This window comes from Saccharothrix syringae, from assembly GCF_009498035.1.
GTDB classification, from domain to species: Bacteria; Actinomycetota; Actinomycetes; order Mycobacteriales; family Pseudonocardiaceae; genus Actinosynnema; species Actinosynnema syringae.
In genome coordinates, this window is the sequence record NZ_CP034550.1 from 4894212 (window position 1) to 4916383 (window position 22172).

Genomic DNA, 22172 nt, shown 5'->3' on the forward strand with positions numbered 1-22172 from the left:
CCTCCACCGGGAGGGGGAACCGTCAGGCCATGGCGGACAGTTCGCGGGTCGCGGAGTCCAGGCGGGAGCGGTCGGCGAGCAGCACGGCGGCCGAGCGCTCGGTGAGCAGGCCGTGCTCGACCAGGTGGGCGATGCCGGTGCGCAGCGCCTCCGCGGGTGCCGCCGGGTGGCCGCGCAGGGCCTCGACCAGGATGGCCACCGCCTGCGCGTCGGCCTCGGCGGCGGCGCCGTCGACGCCGGGCGGCAGCTCCGCGTCGGCGCCCGGCAGCGTGGAGATCGGCCGGGTGGTGCGGCGCGGCCGGCGGCCCAGCGGGCGCTCGACGTAGCGCTCCCACCAGGTGACGTACTCGGGGTGCTCCTTGGTGCCCGCGTTGACCCTGGGCCCGGACCGGCACTGCCGCTCGACCACGGCCACGCCGTCGGCGACCCGGTCCAGGTAGTGCTCCGGGGTGCCCTCGAACTCGCGCGCGCACCGGGCGGCGAGCCGGTGCAGGAGGTCGTGCTCGTCCTCCAGCGGTGCCATCGAGCCCGCCTCGTCCACCAGGTACTCCAGCAGCGCGCGGTGGAAGTCGTCCGGCAGGCCCCTGGCGCGGGAGCAGGCGCGGACGCGGTCGGCGCGGGCCTGCGCGCCCATGGCGGCCCGCCGGGCCCGGTTCCAGTCGGGCGCGGCGCGCATGCGGACGTGGATGCGGGCGGCGCCCGCCGGGTTGCGCAGCTCGCCCGGGTGGGCGGCTAAGAGGCGGTGGCACTCGACGATCATGTCGACCAGGAAGTCCCGGCACGCGCACTCGCCGTCGAGCCGGATCGCGTGCGGGCCGCCCGGGGCCCGCGGGGACGTGCTGACGCGCAGGTCGCAGCGGTCGGTGAACAGGGACCGGTGGATGGCCCTGCGGTAGCTGTGCGACTCGTGCCAGATGGCGGCCACCACCTCCGGGACGTCGGGCAGCTCGCGCGCCCGTCCGTCAGTGAGGTGAAGAGTAGTCATATTTTCACTGCGGGTAGCGGTTCGCATGACTCGTAATCTTACGAGAACGTAAGGCTGTGAGAGCGCAGGGTTGCGAAAAAATGGTGGAGTAAGATCCACTTCCGCCGTACCAGCCAAGGAGCGAACATGGGCCTGCTTCCCGCCGAGATACCGGACATCCCGGAGATCAGGTCCGAGATCGTCCCGGCCCGGCTGGCCCGCAAGGTCGCCCCGCTGTTCGGCATCCCCTGGGAGCGCGGGCCGTTCGGGACCCGCACCTGGATCTGCGACTACAACAAGATCACCCTGTCCGAGATCGCCCGCGGCGCGCCGCAGCCGGGGCGGGGCCAGGCCCGGCCGGTCGAGCCGGGCGGGTGGGCCGTGGTCGACCGGGTCGCGGTGACCGGCGCGGGCGGCTCGCTGCCCAACGAGATCCCCAACGCCACGCTCAACCGCTTCGGCCCCGACACCAAGGCCGCGGTCGTGCTCACCGCCGCCAACCGGCTGCTCGCCCCGGTCACCGCCGCCGTCGAGTCGGCCCTGGGGCTGCTGGTCGCGGCCGACGGGTCGGCGCTGCCGCTCCGGCTGCGCCTGGCCGCCTGGGCCGCCCTGGTGCTGGAGGTGTTCCGGACGCAGCCCGCGCTGCTCGCGGCCGCGATCCACGCCCGGACCATCCAGCGCGAGCTGCTGGTGGAGTGGTACCTGCCGCTGGCCGCGCCCATCGCCGACCTGCCGCTGGCCCGCTGCGAGGTGGGCGCGCCGCACGCCGACGCGGGCGGCGGCACCTCGTCGCGGCCCCGCGACCTCGACGTCGCCGACCGCACGGTCCGCTGCCTGGAGGTCACCGCGCCCGACGAGGTGGTCGACCGGCTGCTGCGCCGGCTGATGGCCGTGGGCACCCAGCAGAGCTCCAGCCACCTGTGGCTCAGCGAGCGGGTGCCCGGCAGGCTCGCCGTGGAGGCGCTGGTGCCGCCCACCGAGCTGGTCGGCCGCTACATCGCCGAGCTGGACCACCTGCTCGACGCCGAGCCCGCCGACCGCCGGGCGCTGCCGCGCGTGCCGTCCGCCGCCGAGGTGGGCGGGCTGCCGCTGCCCGCGCGCCGGGCCGTGCTGATCGCCCTGCTCACCGTGCTGCGGCAGGTGCGGTTCGACGCGGAGCTGCGCGAGCGGACCCGGGAGGCGATCGTGCCGCTGCTGGCCGAGGTGGCGCTGCTGGCCACCGAGGTCCTGGGCCCCGACGACCCGCTGACCGCGCTCGGCCGGTGCCGGGCCGCCGACATGCTGGTGCACACCCTGCGCCACGACCGCCGCCACGACCTGGCCGAACCGGTCGCCGAGCTGATGGCCCAGGCCGAGCGGTGCGTGGAGCTGGCCGAGGCCGGGGTGGTGGACCGCGGCGCCGCCGCCGAGGCGATCTCGTCGGCCAACGTCGAGATCAACATCGTGCGGCGGACCAACGCCACCGATCCCGGCGCGAAGCTGCCGCCGCCCGAGCACCTGGACGCCTGGCTGCGCCGCAGCTGGGACGCCTACCTGCGCATCCTCGAACTCGCCCCGGACTGGCCCGGCGAGGGCGACCGCGCCTCACGGCTGGCCGTCGGGCACCACCTGCACAACTACGCCTCCTACCTGACCACGCACCCCGACGACGAGGCCGACCTGCTCGCCGCCGTCGAGCTGTTCGAGACCGTCGTCATCCCGGCCCGCGAGCTGTACTGGAAGCGCACGCACAGCTTCCTGCCGCTGCGGCAGTCGCTGCAGATCGCCTCGCGCGCCGCGGCCGTGCTGACCAAGCGCGCCGCGCACCCCGAGGAGGCCCGCCGCTGGGCGGCCAAGGGGCACGCGTGGATCTCGCGCGCGCTCGACGACCGGGAGACCACCGAGCTGCTGGCCGGGTCCAGCGAGCCCGCCGCCCACTTCTGCCTGCTCGCCGCGCCCGCCCTGCTCACCGCGGTCGAGCACGGCGTGCCGGGCACCGGGCCCGGCGACGTGGCCCTGGCCGGGCGGCTGCTGGCCGTGGCCGAGGGGTGGGCGCGGCGGGTCACCGGCGGCGACGAGACCAGCTACAGCCACCACGACCGGCTGGTCGAGCTGCGGCGCCGGATCGCGTCGCTGGGCTGAACCACCGGGTGGCGGCTACCGGGTGCGGACGGGGTGGCGCAGGACCGTCCTGAGCTTCGCCGGGTCGGTCCGGCGGGGATCGCCCACGTAGACCTCGTGGTGCAGGCCGGTCAACCGCAGGCCGTTGGCCGCCAGCCACTCGTGGTGGAGCCTGGCCAGCACCGGCCCCTCGTCGTCGTAGGGCCCGATGTGCAGCACCTGGGCGCTGGTGCCCTCGTGCAGGACCTCGGGGCGCACGGCCTCGATGGCGGGCAGGCCCTTCTTGGCCGAGGCGATCCGCTTGGCCTCGTCGATCCGCTCGTCGGTGACCCAGTCGGGTTGGCTGATCAGCATCCGCCAGTGCCAGCGGTCCTTGTCCCGGGTGATGAAGACCTCCGGGTCGTCGGCCCACCACAGCCCCTCCAGCGGCCCGACGACGAAGTCGCGGCCCTCCCGCTTGCTCGCGAACTTGACCGTGTAGGCGACGGAGTAGAGCGCTTCGACGGCGCGGGCGTAGTCGGGGCTGGTGTTGGGGTTGCCGTGCCCGTCGACGGCGATGAACCGCTGCTCGGGCACGTCGACCAGCGCCCAGTCGGTGTTCCTGGGCGCGTAGAGCCGCTTGAGCTCCCGCTTGACGTCGTAGCGGTCCGGGCTCATCCGATGTCCTCCTGGTACGCGGCCAGCCAGCGCTGCTCGGCCTCCAACTGGGCCAGCGAGTAGTCGAAGACCGCGCGGGCGAAGCGGGGCGCGTGCGGTTGGGCGGCGACGGCCGCGCGCAGCTCCGCGATCTTCGCGGCCACCGCGGCGGCGCGCCGGGCGAGCGCGGCGCGCAGCCGTTCCGGCGGGATGACGGGCTGGTTCGCCAGTCCGACCAGGACGGGCGGGAACACCGGCCGCAGCCGCGCCACCGCCGCCTCGGCCGCCTCCGCGCACGCCCGGCGCCCCTCCGGCGTCGGGCCGAACACCTTGCGCGCCCTGCCCCGGCCCGACCCGGGCGCGTCGACCTCGGCCACCAGGCCGCGGTCGCGCAGCTTGGCCAGCAGGTAGTAGATGGAGCTGAACCCGATCTCGGTCCACTCCCGCATGCCCCGGGCGGTGATCACCTCGTCCAGCTCGTAGCCGTGCCGCGGTCGTTCCACCAGCAGACCCAGCAGGGTCAGTTCGGCGGGGGTCAGTTCCGGGGGCACCCGCTTATCCTAGTACTAGAGCAATTCTGATCCGTCAGGGCCACAGCAGTTCGCGCCAAGCCCCCTGGTAGCGCTCCAACTGCCTGCGGACCGCCTCGCTCGTGGCCCCGGCCGCCGCGCCGAGGGTGCGGTAGTTCTCCACCCAGCCCACCTCGCCCCACGGCCGGTGCGGGCAGACCTCCTGGTAGTGCACCGGCTCGCGGGGCCGACCGCCGGGCGACCAGCCGCCGCCCGCCGCGTCCGGGCAGCACGGCTCGGCCGGCGGACCCGACGCCTTCTGCACGAACTGCACCGGCGCCCGCACGCCGTGGGCGGCCACCAGCACCGCCTGCACGGCCGCGCTGCGGTGCCCGCCCAGCAGCACGCGCAGGTGGGAGGTCACCAGCAGCACGGCGGGGCGGCGGCGCGTCCACAGCGGCGGCAGCGCGGAGAGGGTGACCAGGCGGGCGGCGGCCAGCGCGTCGTCGGTGACGTCGGCGGGGGCGACGGTGGCGGCCAGCCGGGCGGTGAGCGCCTGGAACCGGCTCTCGGGAACCCCGGCCGGCCGGGGCGGCCGCGACGCCGGTGCCCGGTCGAGCACGGCGGTGGCGACCCGCAGCCGGCGCACCAGCAGCGCCAGGTTCCGCGCCTCGTCGGGCACCTGCTTGCCGTCGAGCCACTGGAGCAGGGGTTCGCGGGCGTCCGGGCCCGCGCCGCGGAACAGCGCGGCGATCAGCCAGCCCACCAGGTGCTCCACGTCCGGGCGGGTCTCGGTCGCCGACGACGGCGGGGGAGCGGAGCGGAAGTCCTCGACGACCACGTGGTCGGGCTTGTCGCCCAGGCCCAGGCGGTGGCTGAGCACCGAGTGCACCGCCTTGACCGCCCGGCGCCCGGCGGCGGTCCCGCACGCCTCGCCGAGGTGGCCCGCGTAGTGGCCGAAGGCCGACGCCACGTCGGGTTCGCCGGGACCGCGCCAGTGCGGCCCGCCGGCCGGGTGGTTCATCGCCCTGCGCAGGACGGCGACGAGGTCGTCCGCCGCCCGCCCGACCGCGTCCGCCGGCACGGCCGCGCCCCGGCGTTCGTCCAGGGCGACCCGGTAGGCGGCGATCCGCACCAGGAAGTCGGTGTTGCCGGCGACCGGGAGGCCCGTGCCGGTGGACCGGCGGGTCGCCCGGTGGGCGGCCGCCAGCTCGGCGCCGCGGGCGAGCACGTCGAGCGCGGCGCCGACGAGCGCGGCACCCGCGTCCGGGCCGGCCGGCCGGTCCGGGCCCAGCGCGGCCACGATCGCCGGGACCACCATGTTGAGGATCAGCTCGGGTTCCTGGTCCGCGCCCGCCTCGGCCAGGCCGGCGCGCACCCGCAGGCTCAGCGCCAGCAGCGCGGCGGTCCGCTCGTCGTCGGGCACGACCCGGTCGGTGCGGACCAGGTAGTTGAGCGGCACGTCGACGAACCGCCGGTAGCGCAGGAACTTCCTCGCCGCGTGACCGCTGTTCCTGGCCACCCCGCCCCTGGTGCCGCTCCAGGTGAAGCAGGCGGCGACGAGCAGGTGGCACTCCCGCGGCCCCACCGCGTCGGCGGTGCCGGCGAGCCTGCGGACCACCGCCTCGGCCCGCTCGACCACCTCGTCGCGCAGCTCCGGCCGCGAGCCGGCCCCGGCCACCAGCGCGGCGAGGTCGTCGGGGTCGAGCGCGTCGAACACCTCCTCGGCGCACGCCGCCAGCGCCTGCCTGAGCCGCTCGCGGTCCGGGTCCCGCCTCATGCCGTCCTCCTGGTCTCGGAGCGGAAGCGCACGCTCACCGCCTCGTCGAAGCCGGTCAGCCGCGCGCGCAGCCCACCCGCGCCGTCCGCCTCGAACGGCACCCAGCGCTGCGACCCGTCGTCCACCCCGGCCTGGAGCACCGCGCCGGCCGGTCGCCCGGTGGGCCGCGCCAGCAGCTCGACCACGGCACCGCCCGGTCCGCCGAGGCGCAGCTCCCACGCCACCTCCGGCGCCACCCCGACCGCCGCGGCGAGCGCGTCGGGCAACCGCCAGGTCCCCGACGGCACCCCGGTGGGCGGCGTGCCGTCCGAGCGGACCGGGCCCAGGGCGTGGGCCGGCTCGCCGAGGGACCGGAGCAGGTCGCGCCACCCCCGGACGCCCAGGCACGTCCACAGCTCGCCCGCCCACGACCCGAGCGCGCCCGACGTGGCCCGCGGCCCGCTCTCCAGCGCCACCCCCCGGTACGGCGCCCAGGCCGCGGCGAGGTCGTCGACCTCGACCAGGTCGAGCTGGAGCCACCGCCCCCGACGGCCCGTCGCGAGCAGCTCCGCCACCGCCGCCGCCACCCGCGGGCCCAGCAGCGCCACCACGTCGTCCGGCAGCCGGCCGTCCTGCAACGCGGCCGCGACCGACGCGGGCGGGCCGTGCGGGTCGGCCGTGACGAACCCGGCCACCAGGCCGGCGCGCAGCCGCACCTCGGTCGCGGGTTCGACGGTGACCAGGGTCAGGGTCACCGTGCCCGCGTCCGCGAGGTGGTCGATGCGCAGGTGACCGTCCCAGGTGGTCATGACCATGCGGGAACCGCTCCCTCCGAGCCGTTGACCCCGCACTGACGGACCGCGGTGCCGGGGCGCGTCTCGACAGGCGGCGACCGGTGGCGGCGGGTGGCCCCGAGGGCGGGTTGTCCGCCGGAACGCGACGCACCGCAACAGGGTTGCCCGGCCCCGACGACCACGACGGTCGCCGCGGACCCTGCCGGGACCGACCCGAAGGGAGCCCGTCATGCGCGGTGGATCAGACGACAACCCGTGATCGCGGCCGGTCCCGTCACCGGAACGCCGGAGCGTCCGGTGACGGTCCGTCAATGCGAGGGCATCCGGGGGACACCGGGTCTCGGCACCGAGGGGGAAGGCGGATGGGCGCAGCAGCCCGGGTACGGCGCTCGGCCGCCGCGTGCCTGGTCGCGCTGGTGGCGGTGGTGACCGGCTGCACCGACGCGGCACCCGGCCGCGGTGACCCGTCGTACCTCGTGGTCGGCTACCGCGACGCCGCCCAGCGGCTCGCCGCGCTCGACCCCCTGGAGGCCGGCGACCAGCTCGCGGACTGGGCCAGGCTCGGCCTGGCGGCGTCGCTGGGGATGAGCCGCGACCAGGTCGTCGACGCCCTCTACGACACCACCCCGGTGCGGGACCCGGGCTTCACCGACCTCGTCGACCAGCCCGTCGGACCGGGCCGCGGGCTGTTCGACGGCGAGACCCTGCACGTCCTGGTGGAGGAGGGCGACCCGCACGAGTCCAGGACCACCGGCCTGGTCCTGGACCAGTACCGGGCCGACGCCGGCGCCGACCCCGCGCGGGTCCGCCTGCACCACTACCGGGTCGACACCGGGCACCAGCGCGTCGAGCTGCGCCCCGACCCGCCGGCCGCCACCGCCGACGTGCGCCGGGACCACGGCTGGCGGGAGGCCCGGGTCGACCAACCCGAGGGCCTGGCCGGCTTCCTGGCCGACACCGACCACCTGGCGCGCCTGGAGACCAGAGGTGGGGAGGTATGGGCCGGCGGGTGGCGCTGGGAGGACGCGCCCGCCGCCCGGATCACCCCCGACGACGTCGCCGTGCTCCAGCGCGGCTACGACCGGACCACCGGGCCGCTGCCCGGGTTCTCCCTGGACCCCGTGCCCCCGGCGGGCGTCGACGACATCCGCGCCGCCGTCCCCGACCTCGCGCCGGACCTGCTGGCGGCGATCGGCTCGGGGAACTGGGCGGGCACCGGCCACGCCTCGGCCGACGACCTCGCGGGTGCCGTGGAGCAGCAGCTCCTGCAACCGGGGGGACCGGCCGACGGGCTGCCGCAGGACCGCACGCAGCTGTGGGCGCTGCGCAGCGCCCTGACCGGCGGACCGCTGTTCAGCCAGGCCCGCTACGACGGCGGCCTGGCCGGCACGGAAGTCGGCATGACCCTGTTCTACACCGACCTGACCGCGAAGCTGTGGGTCACCGGGGTCGGCGACGGGGTGCCGTCGCCGGAGGTGCCCGGCTTCGTGCCCGACCCGGACGCGCCGACCCCGCCCGACCTGTGCCCCCGCCGACCGCGGCAGGAGCGGGGGAGGCTCTGGTACGGCCAGAACGACGCCGCGTTCGCCTTCTCCGACACCGGTGTCGACATCGGCGCGCAGGCGACCCGCCTGTTCTCCCGCTCCAACGGCGCCGACGGCACCGAGGTGGAGCCGAGCTACGGCTTCGCGCGCGGGCTGCGGTTCTGGGACCGGCACTACCTGGAGGTCGCCGACTACGAACCCCAGTACCACCGCCTCGAACAGCTGATGAGGTGGAGCGGGGCCCTCGAGTGGCTCACCGCCAAGAGCACCGCCCGGCTGCCGATGTCGCCGTCGGGCACGACCGACCCGTCCTTCGCCGACTGGTACGCCCGCCACACCGAGCTGCGCGAACGCGCGCCGCTGGCCCTGGTGGCACCGCCCTCGGCGCAGGGCGAGGCGGTGCTCGCGGTTCCCTCGAAGACCACCGCGGACTGCGACCTGCTGTCGATCTCCGGCGGTGTGTCGCTCGCGGACGGGCTGGCCCGCGCCGGGGAGACCCCGTCGGGCACCGCCGCGCTGCCCGCCGGGGCGCGGCGGGCGGACCCGGTCGACCCGGCCACCGTCCGGGTCGACGCCGCCACCGGCGCGCAGCACTTCGACCGGGTGGTGCGCGGCGGTGACGGCCGGGTCGGCGAGCGGTTCACCTTCGACCGGGCGCAGGAGCAGGACGCCACGTCGGTGCGGATCACCGGCGGTCCCCGGGAGTCGGTGCCGTTCGCCGACGCCCCGCTGCACACCCCGGGCGGCGAGCGGGAGTTCCGCACCGAGGTCCGCGCCGACGGGCCGAACCTCGTCTTCGACACCGAGTTCCAGCACGCCTCGTTCGCGTCCACGTGGGTGCGGGACGTGCCGGTCAGCGGCGCGCCGCACCGCCAGGTCGACATCACCGTGCTCCCCGGCCAGCTCGGCCTGCTGGAGCGGGCCGCCGGGTACGTCAGGCAGGACCCGGTGAACGGCCTCGCCAACGCCCCCGAGCACGTCCAGCACTACACCGCGGGTGACGGGGAGGTCGTCTACCGCATCGGCGACGCGTGGGTGGCGGTCCACACCGGCCACCCGTCGTCGCGCGTGCTCGCCACCAGGGAGGTGGTGACGCCCGCCGGGGTCGTGCAGGTCAGCCTGGTCCTGCCGCGCCGGCTGACGGGCGAGGACGTCGGCTCGCTCCGACCGGTCGACGAGGGCGTCGCCCCCGCGGCCGAGATCCCCGGCAGGATCCCGGTGGGCGCCGCCGTCTACCAGGCGGACCCGGCGTCGGTGGTGGGCGCCGAACCGCCGGGCGCGGTGCCCGCGCCCATCCCGGCCGACGCCAGGGTGCGGTTCGTCGTCGCGCGCCCGACCCGCGAACCCGGCCCGGCACCGTCCCTCCCGCCGCGCCCGGAGTGGGTCCTCAGCGACGGCACCCGCTTCCCCGGCGGCCCCGCCGACGGCCGGGCCGACCCCCGGTTCGACCCCCGGACCGGCGCCTGGACCGGTGTCCGCGCCGACCCGGCCGGCGGCCGGTACGGGGGTCGGCTCGGCAGCACCCTGCGCGGGCCCGGCGGGTGGGTCGTCCTGCTCACCGTCTGCTCGGAGGAGGAGCAGCAGTCGGCGCCGCCGTCGACCACCACCGCCGCGCCGCAGGAGGAGGTCTGCCGGTGAGGACCGAGGAGTTCGAGGTCGTCGTGGGTTCGCCGCTGGCGCTGGCGATCTCCCGGGCGCGGGCGGCCGCGGAACGCCGGGACGCGGCCGGGATGGCCGGCGCGTACCCGGAGGCCGTCCGGTTGGCCCGCGCCTCGGCGGCGCTGCGCGACGCGCTCGCCGTCGAGCACGTCACCAGGCTGCGCGCGCTGGGCGACAGCGCCGGGGCGCTGGCCCACTGCGACACCTACCTGTCCGAGCACGGCGACAGCGCGGCGCTGCTGCTGGTGCGGGCCGAGACGGACCTGACGCGCGGCGACCACTCGCGCGTGCAGGACGACCTGGCCGCGGTCCGCCGGGTCGCGGGCGGGCGACCCCGCGGCGAGGCGGACGCGCTGCTGTCCAGGTTGGAGGGTCTGGCCGAAGCCCGTGGCGGCCGGCTCTCCTCGGCCGAACGGCACCTGCGCCGCGCCCACGGGCTGTACTCGGCGCTGGGGGACGAGGCGGCCACCGCCGTCGTCGCCGACGACCTCCGCATCGTCGCCGCACGGCAGGACGCGCGCTCCGCCGGGCGCACGCCGTCCACCGGGCGGCCGGCGGGTGCCGGGCGTGCGCCGTCCACCGGGCGTGGAACCCCCATGACACGCTCGCCGCACGCCCGGCTCACCCGCTCCGAGGAGCTGCGCGTGGTCGGCCGCTACGAGGAAGCCCTCGCCGTGCTCGACCCCGCCCTGGCCGGGCCGCTCGACCCCGCGCTGCGGTTCTTCTTCCTGGAGGCGCGGGTCCGGCTCCTGCGGCTGCTGCGGGACGACGACACCGCCGACGGGGTTGTGCCGGAACTCCACCGCGCGGCCGGGGAGTCCGCGCGGCCCGCGGAGAACCGGGTCGCGGCCCGCCGCCTCGAACGGAGCCCGGGGCCCGAGGCCCTGGCCACCGGCGACCACCACCTGCAGCACATCCGGTGGCTGGTCAAGCACGGCGACCTCGCCGCGGCCGAGGAACTCCTGCCGGCCGCCGAGCACGTCCCGGCCGAACCCGACGAGCGCCACGCCGCCGAGTGGAACCTGGCGATGGCCGAGTTCCTGCACGCGGTCGCCCGCCGCACCGGCAAGGCCGAGATCGCCGGGCAGGCCGTCGCGCACGGCGAGCGGTGCCTCCGGTACGCCGACTCGGTCGCCCCCGTCCGGGTGGCGGCCCTGCGGCTGCTCGGCCACACCCACAAGGCGTTCGGCCGGCCGGAGGACGCGGTCAGGTTGTGGGCCGACGCGCACCGCGCGGAGGAGGCGGTGGCCGCGCTGCAGCCGAGCGACCACGTCCGGCTGCGCATGCTGCACGCGGTGCCCACCGAGTTCGACGAGCAGGTCCTGTGGGCCTGCGAGCAGGCCGCCGGGGCCGGCGGCCGGGCGGCGGCGCTGGTCGCGATCGCCGTGGAGGCGGCCAGGGGCGCGCAGGTGCTGCCCCGGGTCCGGCCGGACCACCCGCCGCGGGCGCTGCCCGAACCCGGTGACGTCGCGGGCGCCCGTCGCTGGGTCCGCCGGGCCGTGCGCGGGATGCCCCGCTCCCAGGTCGTGTGGATGCTGCACGCCACCCAGCACGACGTGCACCACGTGCTGGTCGAGCGGACGCCGTGGGACGTGCGCGTGCGGCACGAGGTCCGCCGCTGCGACCGGCACCGGCTCGTCGACGCGATCGACGCGATGGCGGCGTGCCTGGCCGGCGGCGGGGCCCGGTGGCTGGCGGGGCAGCCGCCGGGCACGACGGAGTTCGACGACCGGCTGGTCGAGATCGCGGACCTGCTCGGCGTGCCCGGGTTCCTGGAGCTGCCCCGGCGCGTCACGCGGATCGCCGTGGTGGCCGGGGGCGAGCTGGCCGACATCCCGTTCGCGCTGCTGCCGCTGCCCGGCGCGGACGGCGCGCTGATCGGCCGCCGGTACGCCCTGTCCAGCCTGCCGTGCCTGGCGCTGCGGACCCCGCTGCGCCGCCGTGCGCGGGGGCAGCGCGGCACGTGCGGCGAGCAGATGCTGGTGCTGCGGGGCCCGGCGCGCGACGGGCAGCCGATCAGCCCCGCGGCGCACGTGCCGGGCCGGGTGGTCCTCGACGGCGCCGCCGCGACCGCGGCCGGGCTGCGCGCGGCGCTGGGCACCGGGGCGTTCCGGCAGGTCCGCATCGACAGCCACGGCACCTTCGGCGACGACGCGTCGCAGGCGGCCCTGTTCCTGGTGCCCGGGGACGGCGGCGACGGCCGGCTGGGCCCGGGTGAGTTCCAGGGGATGGACCTCGGCGCCACCGGCACGCTCGCGCTGGGCGCGTGCGAGACGGGCATGGCCGAGCGGATCGGCCGCGACGAGCGGGCCGGGTTCGTGCGCGCCGGGTTCCTCTCGGGCGCGTCGGCGGTGCTCGCGGCCCGCTGGGAGGCGCTGGACGAGGTGGCCGCCCGCGTCCTGGACCGGTTCGAGCAGCTCCTCGACCGCCACCCGCGCGACGTCGCGCTCTTCCTGGCCCAGCGCGAGGAGGACACCGCCGACGGCCACCCCACCCGGTGGGCCGCGCTGACCCTGCACGGCGACACCGGTCACCAGACCGACAACGACCCGCTGGCGCGGTGGCACCGCCGCCGGTGGCCCCTGGCCGCGCCGACCGGCCCGGCACCGAACCCCGGGGAGCAGCGATGAGCACGTTCGGACCCGCCGGCCGGTGGTCGGCCCGGGTGGCGCTGGTGGCCGCCCTGCTGGCCGGGGCGGCGACCACCGCACCGGCCCGCGCGCAGGAACCGCCGCCGCAGCTCCAGCCGGTGCGGATCGTGGTCCTGGTCGACCAGTCGGGCAGCCTGACCGACGAGGACGTCGCCGCCGAGCGGGACGCGGTGCGCGTCATCGTGCAGGGCGAGCCGTCGCCGGGGTCGACGGTGTCGGTGGTCGGCTTCGCCAGCGCGGACCGGTCCGAGCAGTCGGCGGTCGACGTGGTCTGCCCGCCCACGGCGCTGGACACGCCGCAGCGCCGCCAGGTGCTCGCCGACTGCGTCGGCGGGCTGCGCAGGCGCACCGAGGCCGAGGGCGACGGCACCGACCACGTGGCCGCGCTGAACACCGCGCTGGGGTACCTCGACGCTCCCGGCGCGACCGACCAGCGCAAGATCGTGTACCTGCTCACCGACGGCGAGCTGGACGTCAGCGACAGCCCCGCGTACGGCCCCGGCCCCGGCGCGGACCGCAACGCCGCCGCGCTCGACCAGGTGCCCGGCCTGCTCGACCGGCTCGCCGCCGCGGGCGTGGCGGTGTGGCCGCTCGGGTTCGGCAAGGCCAACCCCGACCTGCTCGCCCGGTTCGCCACCGGCGGGGCGCAGGACCGCTGCGGCGTCCGGACCCCGGCACCCGGGGCGACCGTGGTCACCGGGTCGGCCGACCTGCTGCGGACCATCGGCGACGCGTCCCGGCGCGCGCGCTGCGCGAGCGTCGGCGACCCGGTGACCGGCGAGCTGCCCGACGGCGGCAGCCTGGACCTGCGGGTGGACGTGCCGGCCATCGCCAGCGCGGGCTCGATCCTGGTCTACAAGCGCGACCCGCGGGTCGTGGTCGGCTACCTCGACCCGAACGGCGACCAGGTGCCCGTCAACGGCGGGTCGGGCGTGTCGCGCTTCGAGCTGAGCGGCCAGGGCACCGAGACCGAGGCGCTGCGCATCGTCAACCCGGAGCCGGGGACGTGGACCGTGCGGTTGTCCGCCCCACCGGGCGTGCCCACCCGCAACGTCGGCACGGTGGCGATCTTCCAGGGCGCGGTCCGCGCCGTCATCGGGCTCGACCCGCCCGCCCCCGAGGCCGGGGCCACGGTCGAGGTGACCATGCAGGTGCGCGGTTCGCGGGGCGCCATCACCGACCCGGACCAGTTGCGGGGGCTGACGCTGACGGCCGAGCTGAGCGGCGACGGGTTCCCGCCGGTGCCGGCCGTGGAGCTGGCCGACGCGGCGGGCGACGGCCAGTACCGGGGCGCGCTGACCGTGCCGAGCAGCGCCACCGGGCGGCTGGACTTCCTCGGCAGCGTCACCGGCGTCGGGGTGAGCGGCGACCGCCGCCCCTACCCGACCCGGGTCTCCGCCGGCGCGGCCGGGCTGACCGGCGTGCTGACCCTGGCGGGTGAGGACGACGAGGTCGTGCCCGGTGAGTCGCTGGCGGGCCGCGCGGACGTCACCAACGCCACCGGCGAGGCGCGGGCGCTGCGGCTGGAGCTGGTCGACCCGAGCGCGGGCGCGGTGATCTCGGCCGAACCGGCGCTGTTGCAGGTGCCCGCGGCGGGCAACGCCGTGCTGGACTTCTCCGTCCGGTTCGACCCGGCCACCACCCTGGGCCCCAACCAGGCCCGGTTGCGGCTGGTGGACGAGGCGGACGGCGCCGTGGTCGCGGAGCTGCTGTTCGCCCGCGACCTGGTGCCGGTGCCGACCCTGTTCGAACGCCTGTGGTGGCTGTGGGCGCTGCTCGCGGTGGCGGTCGCCGCGGCCGCGGCGGTGGTGCTCCGGCGGGTGCGGCGCGCGCGGGCCGAGCGCGACGTGCGCGGCGTGCGGGTCGAGCTGCGCCGGCACGGGCAGACCGTGCAGTCGATGCGCGCCCAGCACCGGGGCGACGAGTTCCGCTTCGCCGTCCGCCAGGGGCCGGGTGCGGAGGTCGGCCTGACCACCGGCGGCGGCGCGGCCCGGTACGCGGTGCGCCGCGACCGGGGCGGGGCCACCCTGCGCGGCCCGTCCGGGGCACCGGTCGCCCTGGGCCCCGGCGGGGTGCTCGACCTGGGCGACGGCGTCGAACTGGTCCTGCACGACCGCCCGGCGGCGGGCACCGCGCCCCGGCCGCGGCGCCGCGAGGACCCCTACGCCGCCAGCGGGTCGGGACGCCGGTCGAGCCGGCCGGAAGACCCCTACGACAACACCTGATCGCCGCCGGGCGCCCGGAGTGAGGACACGACCATGAAGATCCACCAGCCAGTGCTGTTCCTCGGCCTCGGCGGCACGGGGTGCCGCGTCGGCCGGGAGCTGGAGCGGGTGCTGCGCGAAGCGCTGTGCGGACCGGACGGCACCGAGCTGGTCGCGCGGATGCGCGGCCACGACTACCTGCCCTACCAGCTGCCGCCGTGCGTCCAGTTCGTCTACGCCGACCTCAGCCTCACCGAGCTGGGCAAGGTGCTGCCGAACGTGGTGCCCAGCGCCGACCACCACGCGGCCGCCCAGCACACCACGCACCTGATCGCCAACCTGGTGCCGCCCAACCACCACAACAGCGCCCAGCTCGCCCAGTCCCTGCGGATCACCCTGGACGCCGACGTGGTGGGCTGGCTGCCGCCGCCGAAGACCGACCCGCGGGTCGCGCCGCTGGACGCGGGCGCGGGCCAGCTGCCGACCGTCGGGCGCGCGGTGCTGTTCGAGACGATGCGCCAGGGCCGCGGCCCGAACGCCGTGCTGCACGGGGTGACCGCGGCGATGCAGCGGATCAACGCCTCCGGTGCCGCGATCCACGAGCTGGGCGGCGCCCTGGACAACACCCTGGACGTGTTCGTCGCCTTCTCGGTGGCCGGCGGCACCGGCTGCGGCATCTTCCTGGACTACCTCTACCTGGTGGGCGAGCACGTGCGCCAGACCGGCGCGCGCGCCCGCATCCACCCCCTGGTGCTGATGCCCTCGGCGTTCGAGGAGGGCATGGGCGGCGGCCGGGCCGCGGTGCTCAACTCCGGTTCCGCGCTGGTCGACCTGTTCCGCCTGGTCGACGACCAGAACGCGCAGGACGTCGAGGACGAGGTGGGGGAGGGGCGGCCGGAGCGGGGCCCGCTGTCGATCCGGCTGCCCGGCGAGCAGGGCCCGATCAGCCTGCGGCCCGCCACCGTGCAGACCGCGTTCCTGTTCGGGCGCCCGGACGACGGGGTGAGCGGCGCGGACCTGGTGCGCTCCATGGTCTCGCTGATCACCGCGCTGGTCAGCGCGGGCCCGGAGGGCGGCACGTCGTTCGCCGAGCACTTCGTCAACACCACCACCAGCCGCTCGGCGCTGGCCGAGACCGGCATCGGGCGGCGCGGGGTGTCGACCGCGGCGGTGGCGTCGCTGACCATCCCGCTGGCCGTGCTCGCCGACGTGGTCAGCTCGCGGCTGCTGGCCGACGCGGTGCGGGCCATGCGCGTGACGCCCACGGCGGCCGGGGTGCAGAACCGCGACCTGCTCCAGCGCTTCGACATCACCTCCGGGCTGGAGGGCTTCTTCTCGTGCGCGCCGCTGGAGGACTTCGCGGAGGCGCCCGACGAGCCGGTCGGCTACGACGCGATCGTGCAGGCCCTCAACGCCCGCGCCCGCAGCATGCAGGACGGCCTGGAGCACAACGAACGCCTGCTCGGCCCGCACATGGGGCGGCTGGCCAAGGACTTCTCCCCGGTCCGGGCCGCCGAGGAGCTGTCGCGCACGGTCGACCCGTTCCAGCTCCGCCGGCTGGTGCGCGGTGACGCCGGCTACCCCGAACCGCTGGACCGGGGCGGTTTCGAGAAGGTCCTCACCGACCGGCGGGAACCCCACCGCGCCCCGGCCGGCTCCGACTTCGGCCTGCACCCGCCGCAGCCCGAGGCGGTGCGCAAGCGCCGCTCGCTGCGCAGGCTGCGCTGGACCGACCCCAGCGTCCAGGAGGCCGTCGACGAGCAGGACACCTGGTACCGGTGGCGGGTGCGGCGGCAGTGGCACGAGGCGTGGGCCCGCAACGAGCAGATCTGGGGACCGCGCTGGCGCTCGTTCCGCGACCAGCTCACCGCGATCACCGACGAGTTCGTCGCCCACGTGGCCACCGACGACCGGCAGTTCGGCCTGCGCAGCGCCCAGCTGTTCGCGTCCCGGCTCGGCGTGTCCTACCTGCTGCCGCCCGACGACGGCGGCATGGCCGGCTTCTACCACCGCGTGCTGGCGAACCTGACCAACCGCCACCGCGCCCGGCTGGGCCCGAACCCCACCGCGGCCGACCTGGTCGCGCTGATCCTCGGCGAGGACGGCTGGCTCGACGCCTACCGCGCGGGCCGGGACCGGCCCGAGGCGGCCGTGCACCAGGTGCGCCAGCGCATCCGCAGCGCGGTGTCGGAGTGCTTCCGGCCGGGCGGCGGCGAGCGGCCGCTCATCCCGGCGATGCACGACCTGCTCTCCGCGGTGGTCGGCCGGGCCGACACCAGCGTCGACGACGCCGACGTCGCCCACTTCCGCAACAAGCTCGCCGGCCTGGTCCCCGGCGGGTACGCGCCCGCGGGCGAGGGCGAGCTGCGCGTGCTGATCACCTACCCGGCGGGTGCGCGCGACAGCGAGGTGGAGGCGTTCCTCCAGCGCGTGCTGCTGCTGCCCACCGACGCGCCGTCGGTGGAGTTCCGGCCCAGCGAGTCCGACTCGCTGGTCGTGGTGCTGTTCCGCACCGGCATGGGCATCACCCAGGTGCCCGAGGTGCGCGAGGCGATCCGGCTGCGCAGCGAGGCGCTGCGGCACGAGCGCCCCGGCGACCGGCTGCCGTGGCGGCAGCGGCTCGGCGACGTGTCCGGCTACCCGGCCTCCACGCCCGCCGACCGCGCGGTGGTGCTCCAGGGCTTCCTCAACGCCGCCTGGAACGGGTGGATCCGGGTCGAGGGCGCCGACGAGCGCAGCCCGCGCCGCATCCGCGTCCACATCGGACACCCGGACGCCCCGCCGCTGTCGCTGCCGCTGACCCCGTTCCGGGAGCTGTCGTCCTGGGCGAGCCTGCTCCAGGCGTACGAGGAGTGGGCGCTCAGCGACGGCAGCAGCACCCGGCGCAGCCTCGCCGGCGAGCTGGTGCGGACGGTGCCGCACAACGTCGACCGCGACCCCGAGCCGCCCGCGCCGCTGTTCACCACCCTGTGCGAGCTGCCGGGCAAGGAGCTGCAACTGGTCGAGGAGCTGCGCGCCCGGCCCGGCATCGACTCGGCGCAGCAGATCGACCTGATGGAGGAGTTCTGGGCGACGACCTGGCCCGCCGCGTTCGACCTGCCGTTCCGGGGCGTCCAGTCGCCGTTCCCCAACCTGCGGGGCATGGCCGACTACTTCGCCCACGCGCTCCCGGCGGAGGGGCGATGAGCACGCGCGGAGTCGTCGTCCTGGACCTGCGCGAGGGCGCGTGCGACGTGCGGGACGCCCAGGGGTCGGTGCTGGTGCTCGACCGCGCCGAGTCGGCCGCCGAGCACGACGAGGTCTACCAGGCGCTGCTGGGCAACCCCCTGGTGTCCGGGGTGATCTGCCTGGCCGTGGACGGCGGGCGGCCCGACGGGGAGGTGCGGGTGCGGCCCGCGCCGTCGCTGGCGCCGGTGGACCGGGCGGCCACGCTGTGGATCGGCGACCGGCACGGCGTCCGGTGGCGGCCGGCCGACCACTGCGCGCGGGGCGTGCGGCCGGCCGAACCGTCCGGGCTGGACCAGCTCGTCGACGCGCTGGCCGAGCCGGTGGTCTTCGACGCGGTGCTCAAGGCCGTCGGCGCGCTGCCCTTCAGCACCGCGGGCATCGGCCTGGCGCTGGAGCGCACCAGCCTGGGCGACGCCGAGCTGCGCCGGGTGCAGGACGAGGCCATCACCCACTTCACCGACCCGCTGGCCGGCCGCGCCACGCTGCCGGAGCCGCCGCGCGAGGAGTTCCGCGCGGCGGTGCGCGCGGTCATCGAGGTCAACCGGGCCGAGGACGTGCTGGTGCCCGGCGGCGCGCTGGACGCGGCCCGCGCCCGCGCCGCCGCCACGATCACCGCGGCCAACCACGAGCTGACCCGGCTGAACCACCCGCTCGCGCCGCTGCCCCGGCAGCGCGCCGGCCTGGTCGTGGGCGCCGCCGTGGCCGAGGCCCGCGAGGCGGCGCGCGACCTGCACGACAAGGTGACCCGCCAACTGCTGCACGTCGACGACGCCCTGCGCGGCCGCGCGGCCGGGCCGGAACCCGGGCTCGGCGCGGTCGCCCCGGTGCCGGCCCGCCCCCGCCAGGTCCGCGACGACGCGCGCCACCTCGTCGAGGGCTGGTTGCGCCGGTACCGGTCGATCCCGCACCTGCTGGCCGACCTCGGCGAGGCCGGGGTGGAGCAGGAACCGCAGGGCTGCCTGGGGGCGCTCGAAGAGCTGGCGGGGCTGGCACCGCCGAAGGGCCCCGGTCCGGCGTTCGAGGTCCGGCCGCTCCAGTCGACCGCGCTGCTGCTGGCCGTGTCCACCGCCGTGCTGACCGTGGTGGGCGCGGCCCCGGCGGTCTTCACCGGCGGCCTGGCGCTCGCCTGGTTCGGGCTCGGCTGGCTGCTGCACGCGCGGCGCCCGACCGCCACCGGCGAGGTCGGCCCGCGCCGGGGCTGGAAACCGGCGCTCGCGTGGGCGCTGCCGGGCCTGCTGACGTGGGTCGTGGTGCTCGTGCCGGGCGCGCCGGAACCGGCGCCCTGGGCCGCGCTGCCCACCCTGCTCGCCGTGCTGGTCTTCGCCTGGACGGCGCTGACGGGCTGGCGGCGCGCGGTGCGCCGGTGGCGGCGCGCCCTGGACCTGGACGACCTGCGCGCCCGCGTCACCGGGACCGAGCAGCTGCTGGACGCGGTGCTGCGCACCGAGTGGCGGCAGTCGTCCCGGCGGGCCCTGTTCGCCGAGGGGCTGCGCCAGGTGGGGGAGGGGCTGACCGCGATCAGGCAGGTGCTGGCCGACCGGGCGGACGACCTGTTCACCCCGCCCGCGGACCGGGACGACCCCGGGCACGACGACGGGCCGGAGCGCGACGTCTACGAGGAGGTGCGCGACGTGGTGGTCACCGACCTGGTCGACCTGACCACCGCGGCGCTGCGGCCGTGCTGGGCGGGCATCGAGGCCGGGCGGCCGGGCGAGCGGGCCGACTTCGCCGCGCGGGCGGGCCGCCTGGTCGACACCTACCGCGGGCACGTGGAGGACCACGGCCTGCTGGCCGCGCCGCCGTTCGCCTCGCGCCGCGACCACGCCCACCGCGACACGCTCGCGACCAGGCTGTGGGCCGGGTCCCGGGTCGAGGAGGCGCTGTCGCGCGGCGTCGAGGACGAGATGACCCAGCTCTGCCACGCCCGGCACCTCGGCGCGGTGAGCGCCCTGGCCTCGGGGGCCCGGCTGGTGCGCTTCGCCTCGACCGCGGTCCGGGGCGTGACCCCGGACGCGGGCGGCCCCGGTCCCGCGGTCACCTGGACCGGGGACACCGAGATCGCGGGCACCCTGCGCCTGGTCCCGCTGCGCCAGGGGGTGTTCGGATGACCGCGCCCACCCGCGTCCGCTGCCGGACCGTCGACGGCACCCCGCACGTGCTGCACCTGACCGTCGTCGGCGAGGCGGGGACCACCGGGGAGCTGCCGGCCCGCCTGGTGTCGGTCGACGGCGGTCCGCCGCTGCTGCAGAAGTGGGTGCCGCGCACGCCCGCGGGGCGGCCGGGCCCGCTGGGCCCGCTGGACCGCGAGATCCGGGCGGTGCACCGCTTCGCCGAGGTGTTCCCGCCCGACGCCTACCCCGTCGAGCTGCCCCGGCTGCGGTACTACGACGTGGATGGCGAGGACCCGTTCGTGCTGCTCGACCCCTACCGCGGCGTGCCGGCGACCGAGGCGCTGCCGGGGCTGACCGCCCGGGACCGCTACCGGCTCCAGGTCGGGCTGCTGCGCGCGCTGCACCTGGCGGGCGCGGCGGGCATGGCGCACGGGCGGGTGGGCCTGGACGTGCTGCGCTGGGACGCCGCCGCCGGGACCGCCCAGCTCGTCGACTTCGGCCACGCCGCGCCCGCCGCGCCGCACGCCGACGTCCGCGCCGCCGGGCTGGCCCTCTGGCGCACCGCCCACCCCGGCGACGCGGCACCGGACCCCGCCGCGGCCGACGGCGCCCTGGGCACCCTGCTCGCCGGGGTGTTCGCCGACCCGCCCGCCACCCCGCCCACGCCCGGCGAGCTGCTGGCCCGGCTGCGCGAACCGACCGGCGGCCACGCCGCCGACCCGCACGCCCGGCTGGCCGCGGACGTCTACGCGTTCGAGGCGGAGGTGCGGCGCAAGCGCGCCCGCCGGGTCCCCGAGCGGGGGCCGGGCCGGTGGGACCGGCTGCGGCGCCTGGTCGGGCCCGCACCGGTGGAGCCCCCGGCGCCGGTGCGGTGCCCGGTGTGCCTGGACTCCTACCCGCCGCCCGACGACGGCCTGTGGCGCCGCGACGACGACGGCAAGTACCACGAGCTGATCCAGGCGGGCGAGGACCCGCTGAAGCGGGGCGCGGACCTGGTCAACACCTACCGGCGGTGCCCCAACCCGTCGCAGGACACCGCCGAGCACTACCTCCCGGCCAACTACTTCGCCCACGACCCGCCGCTGGTGGTGGCCCTGGTCGGCAGGCCGGGCGCGGGCAAGACCCACCTGCTGGCCGCCATGGTCCGCGGCGTGGTCGAGCACAACGGCCTGACCCGCCACGGGCTCACCGCCGTGCCCATGGACCTGCACCGCCACGACGCCTACCGCACGTCGTTCCTGGAACCGGTCGGCCGGGGCGAGCGGCTGCCGGGCACCCCGGAGCGGCTGACCGACCCCGTCGAGATCCTGCTGCTGCGCGGCGCGCGCGGCACCCGACCCCTGGTGCTGTTCGACGTGGCGGGCGAGGACCTCCAGGCGGTCGGCGACGGCGACCTGGCCCGGTTCCTCGTCGGCACGGACGCGCTGATCTTCGTGCACGGCCTGGAGCCCGTCCCCGACGGCCGCGGCGACCAGGCGCTGGAGATGTCCCTGGCCCGGCTGCAGGCCGTGCCCGACCTGGCACGCCTGCCCGCCGCGATCGTCGCGACCAAGGCCGACCGGCTGCGCTACCACGCCCCGGTCGACGGCTGGCTGCGCTTCGAGCACAGCGGCCCGGACGCGCCGGACCCGCGGGTGGTGCACCTGGAGAGCCGCGACGTGTACGCGTTCCTGCACCACCGGGGCGAGCACGGCGCGCTGGCCCCGTTCAGCGTCTTCGACCGCTGCACCCTGCACTTCGCGTCGGCCAGCGGCGGCGAGGCGGCCCCGGACCGGCCGGTGTTCCCGCGCGGCTTCGCCCCGTCGCGCGTCCTGCAACCGCTGGTGGCCGTGCTCGCGATGACCGGGGTCCTGGACGGGCCGGGGGTGGCGGAGGTGGGGAGCTGAGCGGGGTGCCCGGAGTTCCGCCCGCGACCGGTGCGGCCCGGTGAGCGACTCCCGGTGCCCGGCGGCGGTCGGGTTGGCGTGGACGTGTGGTGGGCGCATACTGGCACCGGCCTCGTCGGGTCGGTTC

12 protein-coding genes are annotated in these 22172 nt (G+C 77.1%); 7 read left to right on the top strand and 5 right to left on the bottom strand.

The features are described 5' to 3' along the window. Window positions 1–22: 22 nt before the first annotated feature. A complete protein-coding gene (locus EKG83_RS21295; protein WP_153278265.1) occupies window positions 23–985 on the bottom strand; it encodes a hypothetical protein in 963 nt (320 codons plus the stop codon). Between the two features lie 126 nt (window positions 986–1111). Here EKG83_RS21295 and EKG83_RS21300 point away from each other — a divergent pair, with 126 nt between their 5' ends. Continuing rightward, on the top strand, window positions 1112–3085 hold the full coding sequence (locus EKG83_RS21300; protein ID WP_051765222.1) for a hypothetical protein: 1974 nt from the start codon (window positions 1112–1114) through the stop codon (window positions 3083–3085). Between the two features lie 15 nt (window positions 3086–3100). Here EKG83_RS21300 and EKG83_RS21305 read toward each other — a convergent pair whose 3' ends face one another. From EKG83_RS21305 to EKG83_RS21320, 4 genes are read right to left on the bottom strand one after another with little or no spacing between them, the layout of a single operon-like run. Further along, window positions 3101–3721: a GyrI-like domain-containing protein gene (locus EKG83_RS21305; protein ID WP_033429673.1), complete on the bottom strand. Its 621-nt coding sequence runs from the start codon at window positions 3719–3721 to the stop codon at window positions 3101–3103. After that, window positions 3718–4251, bottom strand: a complete 534-nt coding sequence (locus tag EKG83_RS21310) for a PadR family transcriptional regulator (RefSeq protein WP_228122737.1) — start codon at window positions 4249–4251, stop codon at window positions 3718–3720. The genes EKG83_RS21305 and EKG83_RS21310 overlap by 4 nt, the downstream gene beginning before the upstream one ends. A 34-nt stretch (window positions 4252–4285) precedes the next feature. Beyond that, on the bottom strand, window positions 4286–5989 hold the full coding sequence (locus EKG83_RS21315) for an ATP-binding protein (protein WP_033429672.1): 1704 nt from the start codon (window positions 5987–5989) through the stop codon (window positions 4286–4288). After that, complete coding sequence (locus tag EKG83_RS21320) at window positions 5986–6783, bottom strand: hypothetical protein (RefSeq protein ID WP_033429671.1); 798 nt, start codon at window positions 6781–6783, stop codon at window positions 5986–5988. The genes EKG83_RS21315 and EKG83_RS21320 overlap by 4 nt, the downstream gene beginning before the upstream one ends. Before the next feature lie 341 nt (window positions 6784–7124). On the opposite strand from EKG83_RS21320, the gene EKG83_RS21325 reads away from it, so the two are divergent. From EKG83_RS21325 to EKG83_RS21350, 6 genes are read left to right on the top strand one after another with little or no spacing between them, the layout of a single operon-like run. Further along, complete coding sequence (locus EKG83_RS21325) at window positions 7125–9944, top strand: hypothetical protein (protein ID WP_033429670.1); 2820 nt, start codon at window positions 7125–7127, stop codon at window positions 9942–9944. Then, entirely contained in the window at window positions 9941–12595 is a 2655-nt protein-coding gene (locus EKG83_RS21330) for a CHAT domain-containing protein (protein WP_033429669.1), read from the top strand. The genes EKG83_RS21325 and EKG83_RS21330 overlap by 4 nt, the downstream gene beginning before the upstream one ends. Next, window positions 12592–14841, top strand: a complete 2250-nt coding sequence (locus EKG83_RS21335; RefSeq protein ID WP_153278266.1) for a vWA domain-containing protein — start codon at window positions 12592–12594, stop codon at window positions 14839–14841. The genes EKG83_RS21330 and EKG83_RS21335 overlap by 4 nt, the downstream gene beginning before the upstream one ends. A gap of 33 nt (window positions 14842–14874) precedes the next feature. Continuing rightward, on the top strand, window positions 14875–18006 hold the full coding sequence (locus EKG83_RS21340) for a tubulin-like doman-containing protein (protein ID WP_033429668.1): 3132 nt from the start codon (window positions 14875–14877) through the stop codon (window positions 18004–18006). Further along, window positions 18003–20156 carry a hypothetical protein gene (locus EKG83_RS21345; protein WP_033429667.1) on the top strand — a complete coding sequence of 718 codons (2154 nt, stop codon included), beginning with the start codon at window positions 18003–18005 and terminating at the stop codon, window positions 20154–20156. Before EKG83_RS21340 ends, EKG83_RS21345 begins: the two co-directional genes overlap by 4 nt. Then, window positions 20153–22045: a hypothetical protein gene (locus tag EKG83_RS21350; protein WP_051765217.1), complete on the top strand. Its 1893-nt coding sequence runs from the start codon at window positions 20153–20155 to the stop codon at window positions 22043–22045. Before EKG83_RS21345 ends, EKG83_RS21350 begins: the two co-directional genes overlap by 4 nt. Window positions 22046–22172 lie beyond the last annotated feature (127 nt).